The 15,358-nt window shown below is 72.4% G+C and carries 17 protein-coding genes; 3 read left to right on the top strand and 14 right to left on the bottom strand.

Annotated elements, in window-relative coordinates:
• The first annotated feature begins 58 nt into the window (after nt 1-58).
• A complete protein-coding gene (locus tag ACSMXO_RS41470) occupies nt 59-907 on the top strand; it encodes a Rieske 2Fe-2S domain-containing protein (protein ID WP_346262606.1) in 849 nt (282 codons plus the stop codon).
• A 54-nt stretch (nt 908-961) separates the two neighbouring features.
• On the opposite strand, the gene ACSMXO_RS41465 is transcribed toward ACSMXO_RS41470, so the two are convergent.
• Together ACSMXO_RS41465 and ACSMXO_RS41460 are read right to left on the bottom strand one after the other, a co-directional pair.
• Complete coding sequence (locus ACSMXO_RS41465; RefSeq protein ID WP_346262607.1) at nt 962-1,660, bottom strand: LuxR C-terminal-related transcriptional regulator; 699 nt, start codon at nt 1,658-1,660, stop codon at nt 962-964.
• The gene (locus ACSMXO_RS41460; protein WP_455416106.1) at nt 1,657-2,898 is read right to left on the bottom strand and encodes a sensor histidine kinase; all 1,242 of its coding nucleotides are present in this window, start codon (nt 2,896-2,898) and stop codon (nt 1,657-1,659) included. The genes ACSMXO_RS41465 and ACSMXO_RS41460 overlap by 4 nt, the downstream gene beginning before the upstream one ends.
• Before the next feature lie 143 nt (nt 2,899-3,041).
• On the opposite strand from ACSMXO_RS41460, the gene ACSMXO_RS41455 reads away from it, so the two are divergent.
• Nucleotides 3,042-4,358, top strand: coding sequence for a S1 family peptidase (locus ACSMXO_RS41455; RefSeq protein ID WP_455416105.1), 1,317 nt, complete (start codon nt 3,042-3,044; stop codon nt 4,356-4,358).
• Nucleotides 4,359-4,468: 110 nt separating this feature from the next.
• Here ACSMXO_RS41455 and ACSMXO_RS41450 read toward each other — a convergent pair whose 3' ends face one another.
• From ACSMXO_RS41450 to ACSMXO_RS41395, 12 genes are all read right to left on the bottom strand, one after another.
• Nucleotides 4,469-5,659, bottom strand: coding sequence for a LysM peptidoglycan-binding domain-containing protein (locus tag ACSMXO_RS41450; protein ID WP_455416104.1), 1,191 nt, complete (start codon nt 5,657-5,659; stop codon nt 4,469-4,471).
• Nucleotides 5,660-5,674: 15 nt separating this feature from the next.
• A complete protein-coding gene (locus ACSMXO_RS41445) occupies nt 5,675-6,148 on the bottom strand; it encodes a pilus assembly protein TadG-related protein (protein WP_455416103.1) in 474 nt (157 codons plus the stop codon).
• Nucleotides 6,145-6,624, bottom strand: a complete 480-nt coding sequence (locus ACSMXO_RS41440; RefSeq protein WP_455419431.1) for a TadE/TadG family type IV pilus assembly protein — start codon at nt 6,622-6,624, stop codon at nt 6,145-6,147. Before ACSMXO_RS41440 ends, ACSMXO_RS41445 begins: the two co-directional genes overlap by 4 nt.
• 14 nt (nt 6,625-6,638) lie before the next feature.
• Nucleotides 6,639-7,037 (bottom strand): TadE family protein, encoded by a 399-nt coding sequence (locus ACSMXO_RS41435; protein WP_455419430.1) that lies wholly within the window; start codon nt 7,035-7,037, stop codon nt 6,639-6,641.
• Nucleotides 7,038-7,127: 90 nt separating this feature from the next.
• Nucleotides 7,128-7,373, bottom strand: a complete 246-nt coding sequence (locus ACSMXO_RS41430; RefSeq protein WP_346262613.1) for a hypothetical protein — start codon at nt 7,371-7,373, stop codon at nt 7,128-7,130.
• A gap of 34 nt (nt 7,374-7,407) precedes the next feature.
• The gene (locus ACSMXO_RS41425; protein WP_455419429.1) at nt 7,408-8,277 is read right to left on the bottom strand and encodes a type II secretion system F family protein; all 870 of its coding nucleotides are present in this window, start codon (nt 8,275-8,277) and stop codon (nt 7,408-7,410) included.
• A gap of 181 nt (nt 8,278-8,458) precedes the next feature.
• A complete protein-coding gene (locus ACSMXO_RS41420; protein ID WP_455416102.1) occupies nt 8,459-9,364 on the bottom strand; it encodes a type II secretion system F family protein in 906 nt (301 codons plus the stop codon).
• A gap of 85 nt (nt 9,365-9,449) precedes the next feature.
• Nucleotides 9,450-11,015, bottom strand: a complete 1,566-nt coding sequence (locus ACSMXO_RS41415; RefSeq protein ID WP_455416101.1) for a CpaF family protein — start codon at nt 11,013-11,015, stop codon at nt 9,450-9,452.
• Nucleotides 11,005-11,808, bottom strand: a complete 804-nt coding sequence (locus ACSMXO_RS41410) for a ParA family protein (RefSeq protein ID WP_346262614.1) — start codon at nt 11,806-11,808, stop codon at nt 11,005-11,007. Before ACSMXO_RS41410 ends, ACSMXO_RS41415 begins: the two co-directional genes overlap by 11 nt.
• Before the next feature lie 2 nt (nt 11,809-11,810).
• Entirely contained in the window at nt 11,811-12,470 is a 660-nt protein-coding gene (locus tag ACSMXO_RS41405; protein WP_346262615.1) for an SAF domain-containing protein, read from the bottom strand.
• Nucleotides 12,467-13,381 (bottom strand): hypothetical protein, encoded by a 915-nt coding sequence (locus ACSMXO_RS41400; RefSeq protein ID WP_455416100.1) that lies wholly within the window; start codon nt 13,379-13,381, stop codon nt 12,467-12,469. Before ACSMXO_RS41400 ends, ACSMXO_RS41405 begins: the two co-directional genes overlap by 4 nt.
• Entirely contained in the window at nt 13,375-13,935 is a 561-nt protein-coding gene (locus ACSMXO_RS41395) for a hypothetical protein (protein ID WP_346262617.1), read from the bottom strand. The genes ACSMXO_RS41400 and ACSMXO_RS41395 overlap by 7 nt, the downstream gene beginning before the upstream one ends.
• 434 nt (nt 13,936-14,369) lie before the next feature.
• Here ACSMXO_RS41395 and ACSMXO_RS41390 point away from each other — a divergent pair, with 434 nt between their 5' ends.
• Nucleotides 14,370-15,278 (top strand): prepilin peptidase, encoded by a 909-nt coding sequence (locus tag ACSMXO_RS41390; RefSeq protein WP_455416099.1) that lies wholly within the window; start codon nt 14,370-14,372, stop codon nt 15,276-15,278.
• Nucleotides 15,279-15,358 lie beyond the last annotated feature (80 nt).

Raw genomic sequence — 15,358 nt, 5'->3', positions numbered from 1 at the left:
CCGGCTGATCCGCGAGGACGCGAGGTTTGTCCGGCCACGCGGCGGGTAGTCCGGGTCGGTGCGAGCGATCCTGAGACTTGAGCAGGCGACCGGCCTGGACCGGACGGCGGAACGCATGCAGCGGATCGTCGCCGCGGCGATCCGGCCGCAGCGGCTGCGCGACTTCCTGCACGGGGTGCCGATCGGGCATCCGCTGCACCCGGCACTGGTCCAGGTGCCGATCGGCGCCTGGCTGAGTACGGCGGTGCTCGACCTGATGCCCCACCAGCGGCGGGCCGCCACCACCCTGGTGGCGATCGGTACGGTCGCCGCGGTGCCGACCGCGATCTCCGGGTGGAACGACTGGGGGTCGCTCTCCCGGGAGCAGCAGCGGGTCGGACTGGTGCACGCGCTCGCCAACGGCATGGCCATCGCGCTGTACGCCGGCTCGCTGGCCGCCCGACTGACCGGGCGGCACGGCCTCGGCCGTACCCTCGGCTACCTCGGCATGGCCGCCGTGAGCAGCGGCGGGTTCCTCGGCGGGCACCTCGCCTACAAGCAGGCGGCGAGTGTCAACCAGGGGGTTCCGGACCTGCGCCGGATCGAGGACGGCTGGCACGCGCTGGCGGACATGTCCGCCCTGCCACAGAACAAGCTGCTGACCCGCCGGATCGACGACATCGCGGTCGTCGTCTACCGGGACGGCGACGACGTCACGGTGATGCTGGAGCGGTGCGCCCATCAGAGCGGCCCACTCGGCGCCGGCCAGGTCGTCCGGGAGAACGGGCGTACCTGCGTGAAGTGCCCCTGGCACGGCAGCACCTTCGAGCTGGACGGCGGCGAGGTGGTGCACGGCCCGGCCAGCAGCGACCAGCAGGTCCTGCCCACCCGGGTGGTCGGCGGCGTCCTACAGACCCGCCTTCCCTGAGGATCGCCAACACTCGGTCGCCACGATCTGCCACTTCGGGTCCGTCAGATCAGCTCACTTGCCCATGCCGCCGCGCCACCAGCCCTTTACGTCAGTCCCTTCCCCGGACCAGAATTCCAGGAGATCTCCCGGCGCGAGTCCGAGGGCTCGTTCGATCTCGCCCGGTGTGAGGTTGCGCAGGGAATCGGAGAGCGACCGGGTCAGGTCGAGCCAGTAGCCACGGAGCGTGGATTCGCTCACGAACAGTTGCTTGGCGATCTGGGCGTAGGTCAGTCCGCGGGCCCGGCCGTGCAGGATCTGGCGCTGGCGCTCGCTGAGCAGGGTGATGCTGTCCCGCCGGACCAGAACCTCGAGTATCCCGACGACCGACTGAGGTATGACGGTGCCACCGGCGGCGACGTCGAGGAGGAGTTGTTCGGCCCGGCGGGTCGGCAGCGCCTTGGAGACCAGCCCGCTCGCACCCGCCGCGATGGACGCCGCAAGGACGAAGCGGCGCTCCTCCTGGCTGTAGACGCAGACCCGGTAGCCGCAGTGCGTCAGCGCGCGGATCGCGGCGATGCCCTGCCGGACGTCGGGCTGCTGTTCGAGGTTCGCCAGGTGCAGGTCGAGCACGACCACCTCTACCTCGGGGCGGAGGCGCACCAACTCCTCCACGGTCGCGACCGCAGCGACGACGTCGAGACCAGGCATGAGCAGGCCGAACGACTCGCGTATCAGCGACGCGTCGTCGACGACCGCCACCGGGGGCCTCATGCCGCGTCCGTGACGGCGTCCCGGTCCGGACCGACGACCGCCGGCCCAGGGCCGGACGAGATCGTCACTGTCGTCCCCTCACCCACGGCGGACTCGATCTCGACGTCGAGCCCGCGCCGCCGCAGTTCGCCCACGACGACCTCGCGCAGCCCGACTCCGGCGGTCACCGACGCCGGGTCGAAGCCGACGCCGTCGTCGCGCACGGTCAGCGTCCAGCTCCCATCCGTGCCCCGGTCGAGGTGGACCACGACTGCCTCTGCCCGGGCGTGCACGCGTACGTTGAGCAACAGACTCTCGAGCGCGCGCTCAAGCGTCTCGGCTTGCGCGGCGGGGAGTTTCAGGTCGGCGCCGAGGTCGAGCAAGGCATCGACGTTCAGGTCGGCGAACCGGTCGCACACCCGCTCGATCATTGCGGCGAGCACCACGGGGGCGTCGGAATTGGCCCCTCCGGCGGGCACGTCTCCGTCCGGCGCCCGGCCACGCAGGTAGGAGCGCATCCGCCGCAGTTCCGCCTCGGCCTGGTCGATGAGCCGGGAGCGCGACTCGTCGGTCCCCGGCTCCGTGAGCAGCCGCATGAGGGCGACCCCGTTGTGCATCATCACCTGGGCGCGTCGTTTCTCCTCGCGCCGTGCCAGCTCTGCCGCGCGAGCACGCGAGGCGTCAGCGTCGTGCGCGATGCGGCGCGTGTATCCGAAGAACATGCGGGCGACCAGCGCGTACACCACGTAGGTGAGGACGTTGCCGATGGCGGTCGGGACCATGTCTGCCCCGACTTCGCCGCGGAGATACACCACGTAGCAGGCGATAACGCCGAGGAGGCCGCCCACCCAGTGGGTGCGGCCGCGGACCCCGCCAGCCGTGATGATGATCGACAGCGCGTAGGCCGGCTGGAACGCGACCCAAGTACCCAAGCGTTCCCCCGGCGCCAGCACCAGCGGCCCCAGCACGAGCAACAGGCAGGCCAGCGCGAAGTCCGCTGCCGAACCCGCCGCGCCCAGCGGGCGACGGCGTACCAGCGTCACCACGCTCACCGCGATGGCCGCACAGGCCGCGGCGAGCCAGCACGCGAGGTAGCCGACGCCATGCGGTGACGTCGCGACTCCGATGTGTACCGCCGGGACCATCTGCGCGAGCGTGCCCAGCCGGACTCCCGCGACGAAGTACGAGAACGCCCGCTCGACGCCGGCCCTGGTCGTCGGCAGATCCGCGACCCGCCAGAGCCCGTTCCGCCTGCTCATAGTCCTCCCCGCGTGGCCGACGGCCTGGGACCGAGGAAACCTTGCGGATTCGTTGGGTCACAGCGAACCCGCGAAACGCGATGATCAGCGTACTTCAGCCAACGGCGCTTGATATCACCAGTTTGTCCGAGAGGACGCAGTAGATGCGACGAGTCCTGGCCCTGCTGACCTCGCTGGGGGTCACCGCTGGCCTGACAGTGGTCGCCGGAGCCCCCGCCAGTGGCAACGACACCAAGAACAATGCGGCAACTTTTGTGAACGCGAGCGTGCCGGTGCGGGCCGTGCCGACGTCGGCGGGCACGTTCCGAGTGACCGGGACGGGCCGGTCCGCCCTGGCTCTGGACGACGCGACGATGCAGGACCTGACCACGTACGCCAAGGAGAGCGGACAGGACCTCTCCGCCGTCGTCGCGGCGCACCAGGGCATCCACGAGTTCAGTGCCTACATCACCGAGCTGGAGGAGACCAGGCCGGACACGTTCGTACGGGCCGGTCTGGCTAGCCCGGGCGGGGCGGCCGGTCACTGGATCCAGTTCACCGCGAAGCCGAGCGCCGACGTTATCGCCGAGCTGGAGCGTCTACCGGTGAACACCGAGGTGCAGTACGGTGCGCCGGCCAGTTCAAAGGAACTGGCCGACCTGGCCTACGTGCTCACCACGTCCCTGGCGGCCCGCACCGACGTCATCCGGTCGGCGGGGACCCGCTACGACCACGAGCGACGCGTACTGCGTCTCCAGTACGCGCCGGTCGGGGGGACCACCCGGACGAGCGCGCTCGACTCGGTCTTCCACGAGGCGCTGACCGCAGGCACCGTCGGGGGACAGCTCCCCATCGACGTCGTGCTCGAACTCGATGGCGACCAGGTCGGGGTCGTCGAGCGCACCGTCGAAGGCGGGCGGGACCTCAACCTGGCCAACGGCGACTCCCACTGCACCGCAGGGTTCACCGTGGTCCGCTACGGCAACCGGGGTGTGCTGACGGCGCGGCACTGCAACAACGCGCTCCGGTACGGCAACGCCACGGGGGTCATCAGCACCAACCCGGGCCAGACCCCGAACGACGCGATCGATTTCCAGTTCCACCGGACCCTGACCGAGAACGGCCACTCGACGAACAAGCAGTTCCGGGCGACCAGCCGGCAGTCTGGCGGAGACCGGACGGTGACGGCGGTCGGGAACGCACCGATCAACTCGGCCGTGTGTCATTGGGGCCGGAACAGCGGGTACCGCTGTTCCCACGTCGCCGACACCGACACCTGCCGGACGTTGAGCGGCCATCGATACTGCGGTCTGGATGTCACCGATGACGATGTCTCGACGGGCGGTGACAGCGGCGGCCCGTGGTTCTTCGGGAACACTGCCCGGGGCGGCCACAGCGGCGCCTCGGATGGCGTGGCGAGCTACTTCACCCGGATCGGTCGGGTGCGGGTCCACCTCGATGCCACCGTATTGCAGAACTAGAGCTGAGCCGGCCGGTTAGGCGCTGCGGAGCTCCGGTAGCGAGGTGTGTCCTCCGACATCCTCGACACCGGAGCTCCGCTGTCCGCTCAGACCGTCCTGTCTTGGCTCGCTCAGTCGCGTGGCCGGTGCCGGCCGTTGCCGAAGATGGGGCGGCGGCCCGAGCGGTTCCGGAGCCCGAAGACCGCACCCACCTGCGCGCCGACGATGCTGGCCACGGCGATCACCGCCGAGACCGCGAGCGGACGGTTCAGCTCCTCCGCCGCACCGGCCCGGGAGGCGGTGACCGCGTAGCTGGTGCCGTCGCCGTCACCACCGGACCGCTGGGCGGGCGGCGGGTCGGCGGGCGGCTGCGGACCGGCCGGTGGTTGCGGCGCGTCGGGTTGCCCGGCCTTTGGCGCCGGATCCACGGGTACGGTCTCCGGCCAGCCGCCGGGCGGCGGCGGGGTCGCGACCAGCCCGGTGGCGTGCTGGCGTGCGCCCCGGTCCTCGGCGCTCGGGGGCAGGTGCAGCAGTTGGCCCGGCCGGATCCGGTCCGGATCACGGATCTCGTTGAGTCGGGCCAGTTCCGGATAGCGGTCGAAGTCGCCGAGGTAGCGGCCGGCGATGTGGCCCAGGTAGTCACCCTTCTCCACCCGGTAGACCGGCTCGGGCTGCTCGGCCCGCTCTTCCGGCTCGCCGGCCAGCCACTGCGGCGCGGGTCCCGACGCCGGCTCCGCCAGCCAGTGCGGCGCCGGCCCCGAGGCCGGTCCCTCGCCGCTGACCGGCTGCCCCCCGTTCACCACCTGCGGCACACCGACCGGCTGCCCTGTGATGCCCAACTGCCCTGCGGCAGCGGGCTGCACCGCCGTCCCCGGCCGGGCCGCCATTCCCGGCTGGGCCGCTGCCGCCGCCGTCGTCCCGAGGACCGTACTGGCGGCGGTGGCGGCCGGGCTGACCGCCAGGACCAGCGCCACCGAGCCGACCAGGGTGGCGGCCCAGCGTTGCTGGCGGCCGAGTCCGGGCAGCCGGATCGCCGGCCGGCGCAGGATCCGGGCCGGGATCTCGACGAGGACCGAGAGGGCGAAGGTGGCCCAGCCGGCCCAACCGACGACCGCCAGCGCCCGGAGGAAGAGCTGACCGTCGTCCCGGCTGGTCAGCGCGGTGCCGATCTCGTCCAACCCCGGTAGGTGGTCCGGTAGCGGGTTGCCGGCCAGGGCCAGCAGCGCCAGGGGCGCCCCGACCAGCAGTCCGATCAGGACGATCAACGCCCCGAGCCCGGTGCAGAACTGGCCGGCGCGGCGCGCCGCCCGGGATGCAGGCATGACGATGCCCCCTATTCAGCGGTTCGTCGTGGTGAGGAGTGTCGCGGTGGCCGTACCGGGCACCGTGATGTTGTCGGCGAAACCGAACAGGTCGAGGAAGACCGTGTCGTAGTCGAGTTCGAGGGTGACCGTCAGCGTGGAGTTGTCCCCGGCGACCGCGAAGTCCACGTCCCAGCGGTCGACGCCGTCCACGCTCGCGAGGTAGTTGCCGACGGCGGTCCTCGCCGCAGTCTGGTCCAGCAGGGTGGTGCCGTCGAGGAGTAGCTGCCCCAGGTCGATCGCCTGGCCGCCGGCCCGGGCCGCCTCGGCCGCCAGGTTGTCGGCGCGCTGCATCGTGCGGAGCTGGCCGGCGCCGTCGTACGCCAGCCCGATGATCGCGAGTACCCCGATCAGCGCGACCGCGAGAAACAGGCTGACCCGCCCCGCATCCGGCCCGACCGGGTGACCCGGCCCGACCCGGTTACCTGCGGAGCGGCCCCGGGCGCTCATTGGGCGCTCCGGCCACGGTAGCGGTCCAGTGGGGACGCGAAGGTCGCCTCGACGGTGCTGTACGTCCGCACTCCCGGCAGCAGCGGCATCCGCAGGTCCCGGACGGAGACGTCGCAGGTGACCGTGACTACCACCGAGGCGTCGGTGCCGAGGCCGGTGACGTACACCTCGTCGAAGCCGGCCCGCTGGCCGTTGACCGTACCGGCGAAGTCCACCTCGGGCTCGTCCGAGCAGGCGAGCCCCTCCGCGTCGAGCCGGCTCCGTACCGCCGCCCGCGCCGCGTCCCGCCCGTCGCCCGCGGTACGCGAGATCGAGGCGGCCCGGGCGGCGTCGTGCGCGGCGGCATCGATCGCCTCGTGCGCGACGGCGGTCCGGCCGGCGACCCCGGCCAGCGCCACCAGGGCGAGAAAGGCCGGGGTGAGGATCGCGGTCTCCACCGACACCGAACCCCGGTCCCGGCCGCGCACTCCGCGCAGCATGCCCGCGCCGATCACGGCGCCTCCTCGTCGGTGAACCGCTCCACCGTGCCGAAGGCGGTCTCGCTGATCGGCGGCAGCGAGATCAGCGGCATCACCCGGAGCGGCTCCCCGGTGACGGTGGCGCTCACCTGCGTGTCGTCCGGCTCGGGGACGGTCACCGTGACCTCCCAGCCGATCAGCCAGTCACCGGCCCGCTCCAGAAAGTCTTCGGCGCGCTGCTGCCCCACCCCCGGCTCGGCCTGGTAGGCGCGCTGCGCGCTCACCGCCGACTGGGCGGCGTTCAGCGCGGTGGCCCGGGCGATGAACCAGGAGGCGGCCTGGATCGAGGCGAGCAACAGGATCAGGATGGCCGGCATCAGCACGGCCAGCTCGACCGGGTTGGCACCCCGGTCCCGCTCCGCGCCGGCCATCCGGTCCACGCGCACGATCCGGCGCCACCGGGCCCCGGCCGTCGTCGCCGGGAGCCGGTACCGGATGCTGCCGCGCGGTCGTGGCACGGATCAGTCCTGCGGCAGTCCAGCGGGGTCGCCGCCGGTGTCCGCGCCGCCGCCCGGCTCCGGAATGGCGTCCATCCAGTCCGTGACGCTGCGCGACACGGCGACGGTCACGGCCAGGGCCGCGGCCACCAGACCAAAGATGATCACTGCGGTCGGGACCGGGCTGTCGCCCCGATCCCCCTCACCGGTACGGCGCAGCTCGGCGATCCGCACGACGAACGCAATGTGCAGGTAATTGATGATCGACATTGCGGTCTCCCTTCAGTGCAACGGTGGGTCGGGGTCAGATCCGGGCCACGAACGGATAGAGGACGAAGCCGACGAGTACGAAGACCAGCAGCGCGCCCGGCACGTCCAGCCGGCTGGTCACCGCCTCGGCGCGGGCCAGGTTGTCGGTCCGGATCTGGTCGCGCAGCGAGTCGGCCCGGCCCCGCAGCGAGTCGTGCACCTGTGCGCCCTCGGTGCCGGAGGACTGCATGATCGCCCCCACGTCACCGAGTTCCGGGATGCCGATCTTCTCGGCCAGTTCCCGCAGCTCGTCCCAGGGCGAGTGCATCTGGAGCTGGGCCAGTCGCAGCGCCTCCCGGATCCGCTCGAACACCCAGCCGTCGCAGACCTCGGCCGCCCGCTCCAGCGCCTGCACCGGACCGTGCGCGGCCGACAGTTGCAGGGCGACCAGGTCGAGATAGGCGCAGACGGCCTGCCGGAACTCGCGCCGGGCCCGTTCCGCCTTCACCAGTACGCTGCGGTGCGCCATCAGCACACAGAGCAGCGCGAAGCCGAGCGCGCCGACGGTCGGTACCACGAACGGCAGCCGGATCCCGGCGAGGAAGAGGATCGCGGTCGACACCGCCGGAGTCGCCAGCCCGATCAGCCCGGAGAGCAGCAGCGACAGCGTGTACTGCTCGGCCGACTGCCCGATCAGCGCGAGCTGCCGATGCGGTGGACGCAGCCAGCGGGCCGCCCCGACGAGCCAGTCGAGGTCGTGGCGGGAAGCCCGGCCCGGCCGGCTCAACCCGGCCGGCTGGTGTAGCCGGCGCAGCGCCGGACCGAGCGCCGGAGTCGCCGGCAACGCCTCCCGGACCAGCAGGAACAGTCCCAACCCGACCGCAGCACCGCCGAGTACCCCGAACGTCAGGTGCCAGTTGAGGATCACACCGTCCTCCGGTCCGCTCGCGACTGCGGGGCTCGCAAACCCGGCTCACTCCTCGCGCTCGCTGTGCTGGCTGTCGTTCGCGACTGCGGGGCTCGCAAACCCGGCTCACTCCTCGCGCTCGCTGTGCTGGCTGTCGTTCGCGACTGCGGGGCTCGCAAACCCGGCTCACTCCTCGCGCTCACCGGAGCGCCTCCTCCTGGTCCGGCGGGGCGAGGAACCGGGCCGGCCGGGGCGGCAGGCTCATCGCCCGTACCCAGGCCAACAGGGCGACGAAGGCGGCACCGAGCAGCACCATCACCAACTGCCCGTCCGGCGTACCGTACGGCTCCATGTAGTCCGGGTTCACCAGCCCGTACGCCAGGACCAGCAGGGTCATCCCGGTCAGGAAGCGCACCGCGAACCGGGGTTGCGCCCGCTTCGCCTCCACCTCGCGCCGGGTCACCACCTCGGCCGCCGCCGCCGAGGCGATCGCCCCGAGCACGTCACCGAGCCGCTCGCCCCGGTCGGTCAGGTGCAGGATCAGCGCGGCCACGACCTGGTCGCAGACCGGGTCACCGATCTCCTCGGCGAACGCCAGCAGTGCGGCCCGACCCTGCCAGCCGGCCGCCAGCCTGGCGGCGAGCAGGCGTACCTCCTCGTCGATCTGGTCCGGCGCGGTCGCGACCGTACCGATGATCGCCTGCTGGAGGCCCTGGCCGGTGCCGGAGACGTCCTTCAGCCGGCGGGTCCACTCGCCGATCGCCTCGATCCGGTTGATCGCCCGCCGTTCGGCCCGCCCGGTGCCGAGCAGCCACGGCACACCCGGCACCGCGACGGCGACCAGCAGGCCGACCACCGGTAGCCCGGTGAGCAGGAATCCCACCGCCCCGGCCAGGATCGCCCCGACCAGCAGCGTCTGGTGCGCCCGCCGTTCCCGGGCACTCGTCCCGTTGCCGAGCCAGAGCCGGCGCAGCACCGAGTCGCGGCGCGGTCCCGCCGGCCGCTTCGTACCGACCAGCGCGGCGACCACCAGCACCAGCCCGGTCGCGCAGGCGATCCCGGAGAGCACGGCGATCAGCTCGATGTTCGACGGCAGCGTCACCATGCCACCCCCGGACCCGCGGGGCGGCCCGCGACCGGCCCGGCCCTGCCCCGTGCGGCCGTACCCGACGTCACCGGCTGCCACGTCGTCATGCCGGCCGCCCGAGCCGACTGTGCCGAGGCCGCCGCCACGCGCCGGTACCCGCCTCGATGTAGCGGGTCAGCAGTCGCGCGTCGTACCCGACCCGGAGCAACTGGTCGCGGACCCGTTCCGGCAGGTGGCGGGGGACCGCCCGGCCGTCCGGCCCCGGCCCGAAGACGGTGGTCGTGGTGATCCGGTTGCCCTCGCCGACCCCGATGACCTCCTCGACGTGCGAGACGAACCGGTGCTTGCGGCCACCGATCGCGGTCTCGTCCTCGATGGTGACGTAGACGATCAGGTCGAGCGCGTTCCCGGCCATCCGGCGGGCCTGCTCGACGGTCATCTCCCGGCCGTGTGACAGCGCCAGCTCGATGATCCGCTCGCTGACCCCGGCCGGGCTACGAGCGTGGATGGTGCACATCGAACCCCGGCTGGTGGTCATCGCCTGGAGCATCGGCACGATCTCCCGGGACCGGACCTCCCCGACGATGATCCGGAGTACCCCCATCCGCAGCGCCACCGGGATCAGGTCGGCGATGGTCACCTCACCGGCCGGTCGGCCGTCCGGCCCCCGGTCGCCGTGCCCCTCCCGGGACTCGAAGCTCATCACCGCCCGGTGCTTGCGTCCGCGCCGGGCGGGCAGCAGCTCCCGGCTCTCCTCCAGCAGCACGTACGGCTCGTCGGCCGGGATCTCGTCCATCAGCGCCCGGACCACCGTGGTCTTGCCCGCCCCGGCCAGCCCGGCGACCATGATGTTCAGCCCGGCCCGCATCGCCGCCCGGAGGAAGTCCCGGATCAGCACGTCGAGCATCTCGTCCAGGTCGGCCCGGGCACCGGTGATCTCGTCGAGGGTGACCTCGATGGTGTTGTGCTTGCGGATCACCGCGTACGGGCGGTGGCTGACCAGGAAGACCGCCGCCAACCGGCTGCCGTCCGGCAGTTGCAGGTCCAGGGTCGGCTTCGAGGTGGAGAGCGACCGCTCGGTGGCCCCGGCCCGGCGCGCCGCCGCCTGGAGGATCTCCACCATCTCCTCGTCGCTGTCGGCGATCGGCTCGGCCCAGTCGACGCCACCGCCGCGCCGGGTGATCCGCACCGAGTCGCAGCCGAGGATGTGCACCTCTTCGATCGAGTTGTCGACCAGCAGGGTCTGCAACCGGCCCAGCCCGACCAGTTCCGCGTTGACCTGGTCGAGCAGCATCCGCTCCTCGGTCGCCGACATCGGGGTACCGGCCCGGCGGGTGGAGTCGGCGTACTCGGCGACCACCGCCACGGCGAGCCGGGCCCGCTCGACGTCCTCTTCCGCGGTGCTGAACTCCCGGCCGCGCTGCCACAGGGTCAGCCGTTCGCTCAGTTCGCGCCGGAGTTCCCGGACCACCGCGAAGTCGACCCGGGGCCGGGGCGGGACGGGCGGCGTCACCGGCTGTGGCACCACCGCGTACGGCGGCACCTCGCCACCGCTCGGCAGCGGTACCGGCCGGTGCCCGTTGTGCGGGACAACCTGCCAGATCGGAGTGGTGGAGGCGGCGTCCGGGTCCTGGGGACGCGGGTCGGAGTAGACCGGCTCAAACCGCACCCGGCACCCCCTCGATCGCGGCCGGCCAGCCGAGCCGGGCCCGCCGCCGGTCCAGGACCGCCCGGACCGGCACCTCCAGCGCGCTGGCCGCCCGCATCAGCGGCCGGTTGGCGCGTACGGTCCCGCCGTGGCTGAGCACCTCGGCGGTACGCGGGTCGTCCGGCAACTGCGCGATGACCGGCAGCCGGAGTGCCTTGCCCACCTCGCTGCGGCCGTGCTCGCCGCCGATCAGCAGCAGTCGCAGCGTGTCGGCCGGTACCCGGTGTTCGGCGAAGTCCCGCTCGATCGCCCGGATGGTGGCCTGGGCGCTGGACAGGTGCGGCAGCCGGGCGGTGGTGACGACCAGCACGAGATCGGCGGCCCGGAGCAGCGGCCACGGTGGACCGACCACCTGGAGCCGTCCACAGTCGACCAGCACGTCGTACGCCGGACGGCCCTTGGCCAGCCCGGTGAAGAAGTCGGCGAACCGCTGCCAGAGCGGTACGACGCTGCCGGCCTGCGCCGGGTCGACCACGCCGGGCAGCAGCAGCCGTTCCCGCTTGGGCGCGTCGAGGTCGACGAGCTGCGACCAGAACGCCTCCTCCAGGTTGCCGTCCCGCAACTCACCGACGGCCAGCTCGCCGATGCCCCGGGGCCCGGCCAGCGCCCCGCCGAGATAGCCGGCCAGCACCGATCCGCCGGACGGGTCGCACTCGGCCAGTACCACCCGGTGGTGCCAGGTGAGCGTGCAGGCGAGCGCGGTGGTGGTGACCCCGGGGGATCCCTTGGCCGAGACGAGGGCGACGATGGCCACGGTCAGGCTGCCGCGTTCAGCACGACCGCGATCCGGTCGCTGGTGGCCAGCGCCACCACCGCCGGGACGTCCTTGGCCGCGAGCGCGAGGTAGAGGACCACCGAGTTGCTGGCCGGGGCGGCCATGTCGATGACGGTGGCCTGGAACCGGGTGGCCGGCGCGGCGGCGCCCCGGGCGTCGTCGCCGGCCGTGCTGAACAGCAGCACCTTGTCGCCGGGACGGAGCCGCTTCGCGGGTACCTCGCTGGGGCGCAGCCCGACCGAGATCTGCTGCTGCCCGGGGCCGAGCAGCGGCTTGTCGGTGAGCTGCGCCATGGTCAGCAGGGTGCCCGGGGTGAGTGTCACGGTGGCCCGCTTGCCGAGTACCTCGTCGATCCGGTCGGCGGCCACCGGTTCGAGGCCCTGGCCGCCGGCCACCTGCACCGCTACCAGGTCGTCGGCGGTGAGCGCGGTGCCGACCGGTACGGCCCGGGCGACCGCGAGATAGCTGCCGGTGGCGCGTACGGAGGTGATCGCGAACGCGGATCCGAGCCCGCCGAGCGCGATCAGCAGTACGGCGAGGCCGAGCAGCCCGGGTCGCATCCGGCGCTGCCGGACGATCCGGGGCGGGGTGATCGGCGCGTCGATCGGCGCCCCTGTGGTCGGACTGGTCGCCACGGTCACCTCGTCACCACCTGAAGTTCGTCGATCTGGATCGAGGTCGTGGCGTCGCGGCTGGTGGAGAGGGCGTCCTGGTCACCCTCGCCGGTGCTGCTGCCCCACGGCACCGTCCAGTGCTTGACCGCGGTGATCTCGTACCGCCCGCCCTGCTTGGTGCTGCTCGCCCGCGGATAGCCGGGGTACGCGCACGCCTCGCGGGGTGGCTGGCGCGGGTCGTGGACGCCGGCCTTGAACGGGATGCCCGCCGAGGTGCACTCCAGCGTCTCGCCGTTGCCCATCCGCCAGACGATCTTCGTCGGAATCGCCTCGATCCAGACCGTCACGCCGCCCTCGACGTCCGTCCTCCGCTCGGGCTCCCAACTGGACGCGTCGTAGAGCCACACCGGCACGCCGACCAGCCCGGGTGCGCCGCTCGGCGCGGTCCGGATCTCCGGCAGGTCCAGCGTCAGGTTGGCGAACAGGTCCAGCGCCATCTGCTCGGGGTCCGGCGGTGCGAACCCGGCCGGCGGGTCGGTCAGTTGAACTATCTGGGAACTCCCCGCCGCGCTACAGGTCTGCAGGTACGCGGTCTTCCCCGGCTCGACGTCCGTCGGCTGCGGCTCGGCCCGCTTGTAGTAGCAGTCGTCGGCGCTGTTGAACCAGCCGAGCACGTTGTCGTAGCAGGGCACCACCGTGCCGTCGTCCTTCTCGCAGACCCGGTCTCCGCCGCCGGAGCCGCCGCCGTCACCGGAGCCCGAACCGCCGTCGTCGTCGCCCGGCTCGCCGGGCAGGTGCTCCCAGACGTCGCAGTTGCCCTGCCCGGGCGGGCACTCCGCGACCGGGTCGGCTCCGGCGGGACCACCGGGCACCACCAGCGCGGCGGCCAGCGCCAGCCCGGCCACGGCACCGGTCGCGAGCGCCCGCCGGGTCAGCACGGCTGGTCCTCATGCGACGCGCCGACGTTGATCAGCCAGCGGCCGTCGGGATAGCGGGTGGCGGTCGCGGTGGCGAGGTGCCGGCCGCTGGCCGAACCGGGGACCACCTTCTTGTCCTTCTTGTAGACCAGCCGGTAGCCGGTGGCGTCGATGCAGTCCTGGATCGAGACGGTGGCCGGGTCGGAGTCGAGGTCGACCGCGGTGACCGTCGGATTGGAGACGAGCTTTCCGGTACGCATCGCGCCGTGCTCCTTCGCGTCGCGAATGGTGAGCCTGACCCGGGTCAGTAGTGGATCGGCGAGATATTTCCGCAGTTGCGGATCAAGCGGATCGCCGGTCTGCTCCGCTTTGCGGACGGCGGCCAGATAGCCGGCGTAGGCGGCGAGCGCGGATTTCTCCGCCTCGGCGGCCCGGGCGTCGGCACTGGCGGCCGGCTCGGAGCCGGTGCCGCGCGGCGCGGCGCTGCCCGGCCGGTTGCCGCAGCCGGTGCCGCCGACGAGCAGCGTCACGGCGAGCAGGGCGCTCCAGAGGTACGCCGGTTGCCGCGTTCGCAACGGTGCCTCCTCCTCCTGCTGCGCCGCTGACCGCCCACCTGAGCGGAGTTGACCGGGTTGCTCCCGCCGAGTCGATCCGTCGGCCGTGACGTGGGCACGGCCGCTCCGCCCCGAAGGCCCTCGGCCGGGCCCGGCGCCGCTGCATCCACATTCGGGTGAGTCGATCTAGATTCTGGGTGTGGTATTGCCAATCGATCTTTTTGTTGCCTGTTGGTCGACGGTTGTGCGCCGTCCAGATGGCGAGCATAGGCTGACCGCCGACGATACAACAGGGGCTATTTGAGAGAATACGTACGGTTACGATCTCTGTTGGCGACCGGCATCTCGATCATAAGATGTCGGTCGATGGTTCACATTTGATCAATGGGTGGCGGTCGGGATGGATCCGCCGCCCCTTCCGTTCCGATTGTGCCGGCCCGGTGGAGCGAAATGCCATGGATGACGATGATCTGACAGCTTCCGTACCGGGGCTTCCGGGTGGCCGGGCCGGGATTGCCGGGCTGCCGCGACAGCGCGATCCGGCCGTCGCCCACTCGGCGGACACGCGCCCGCCGGACCAGGGAAGATCCGAAAAATGCGATCATGAAGTTACTCTGCGTACTCAGAACCGGCCCGGCTCCCGCTGGCCGGCCCGGAGTCTCGCACTGCTGTGCGTCGCCCCGGCGCTGCGCTGGCTCGTCGCTGCCGAGTCGGTGCCGTACGGCCAGCCGCGCCGGTCCGGCTGCGACCACTGTGGTACCCCGATCGGCCTGGCCGGTCCACTGCGCCCGCTCACCCCGGCGGCCCGGTGCGCCGGCTGTGGCGGCAGGGTCGGCGCCCCACCGCTGGTCGTCGAGCTCGCCCTGCTCCTCGCGGTGGCGGCGGTGGTCGTGGCGGCCCGGTCACCGATCGAGTCGATCGCGTTCGGCTGGTGGGTGGCGTGCGCCGTGCCGCTGCTCTTCGTCGACGTCGCCGTACACCGGCTGCCGGACCGGCTCAGTTACGCCGCCGCGGCCGGCACCCTGGGCCTGCTCGGCGTGGCGGCCCTGGTCGCCGGCGACCCGTCGGCCTGGTGGCGGGCCGTACTGGCCGGGCTCGGGGCGGCCCTGTTCCTCGCCGGCACCACCCTGCTGCTCGGCCGCCGGGGCTTCGGGCTGGGCGACGCCAAGCTGGCGCTGAGCGCCGTCGCGGTACTCGGCTGGCTGGGCTGGCCGGCGGTGGTGCTCGGCGCGCTGCTCACCTTCGGCGCCTCGGCGCTGTGCGGGCTGGTCCTGCTCGTCACCCGCCGGATCGGCTGGGGCGGCCACCTCCCGTTCGGCCCGTTCCTGGTCCTCGGCACCCTGGGCACCCTGGCCCTGAGCTGACCACCAGCGCTCGGCGGCCACCAGTGCTCAGAGGCCACCAGCGCTCGGAGACCAGAGGCGCACGGAGAGCACCAGCGCAC

It is taken from the genome of Plantactinospora sp. DSM 117369, assembly GCF_053764795.1.
The sequence above is the reverse complement of the archived record's forward strand: the minus strand, read 5'-3'. Positions and strand labels throughout refer to the sequence as shown.

What these genes read in the sequence shown, in the direction of transcription:
- ACSMXO_RS41420 (WP_455416102.1), bottom strand. Translation starts at nt 9,364, where the DNA reads ATGGTGACGCTGCCGTCGAACATCGAGCTGATCGCCGTGCTCTCCGGG.
- ACSMXO_RS41455 (WP_455416105.1), top strand. Translation starts at nt 3,042, where the DNA reads ATGCGACGAGTCCTGGCCCTGCTGACCTCGCTGGGGGTCACCGCTGGC.
- ACSMXO_RS41445 (WP_455416103.1), bottom strand. Translation starts at nt 6,148, where the DNA reads ATGAGCGCCCGGGGCCGCTCCGCAGGTAACCGGGTCGGGCCGGGTCAC.
- ACSMXO_RS41450 (WP_455416104.1), bottom strand. Translation starts at nt 5,659, where the DNA reads ATGCCTGCATCCCGGGCGGCGCGCCGCGCCGGCCAGTTCTGCACCGGG.
- ACSMXO_RS41430 (WP_346262613.1), bottom strand. Translation starts at nt 7,373, where the DNA reads ATGTCGATCATCAATTACCTGCACATTGCGTTCGTCGTGCGGATCGCC.
- ACSMXO_RS41390 (WP_455416099.1), top strand. Translation starts at nt 14,370, where the DNA reads ATGGATGACGATGATCTGACAGCTTCCGTACCGGGGCTTCCGGGTGGC.
- ACSMXO_RS41465 (WP_346262607.1), bottom strand. Translation starts at nt 1,660, where the DNA reads ATGAGGCCCCCGGTGGCGGTCGTCGACGACGCGTCGCTGATACGCGAG.
- ACSMXO_RS41460 (WP_455416106.1), bottom strand. Translation starts at nt 2,898, where the DNA reads ATGAGCAGGCGGAACGGGCTCTGGCGGGTCGCGGATCTGCCGACGACC.
- ACSMXO_RS41435 (WP_455419430.1), bottom strand. Translation starts at nt 7,037, where the DNA reads ATGGCCGGCGCGGAGCGGGACCGGGGTGCCAACCCGGTCGAGCTGGCC.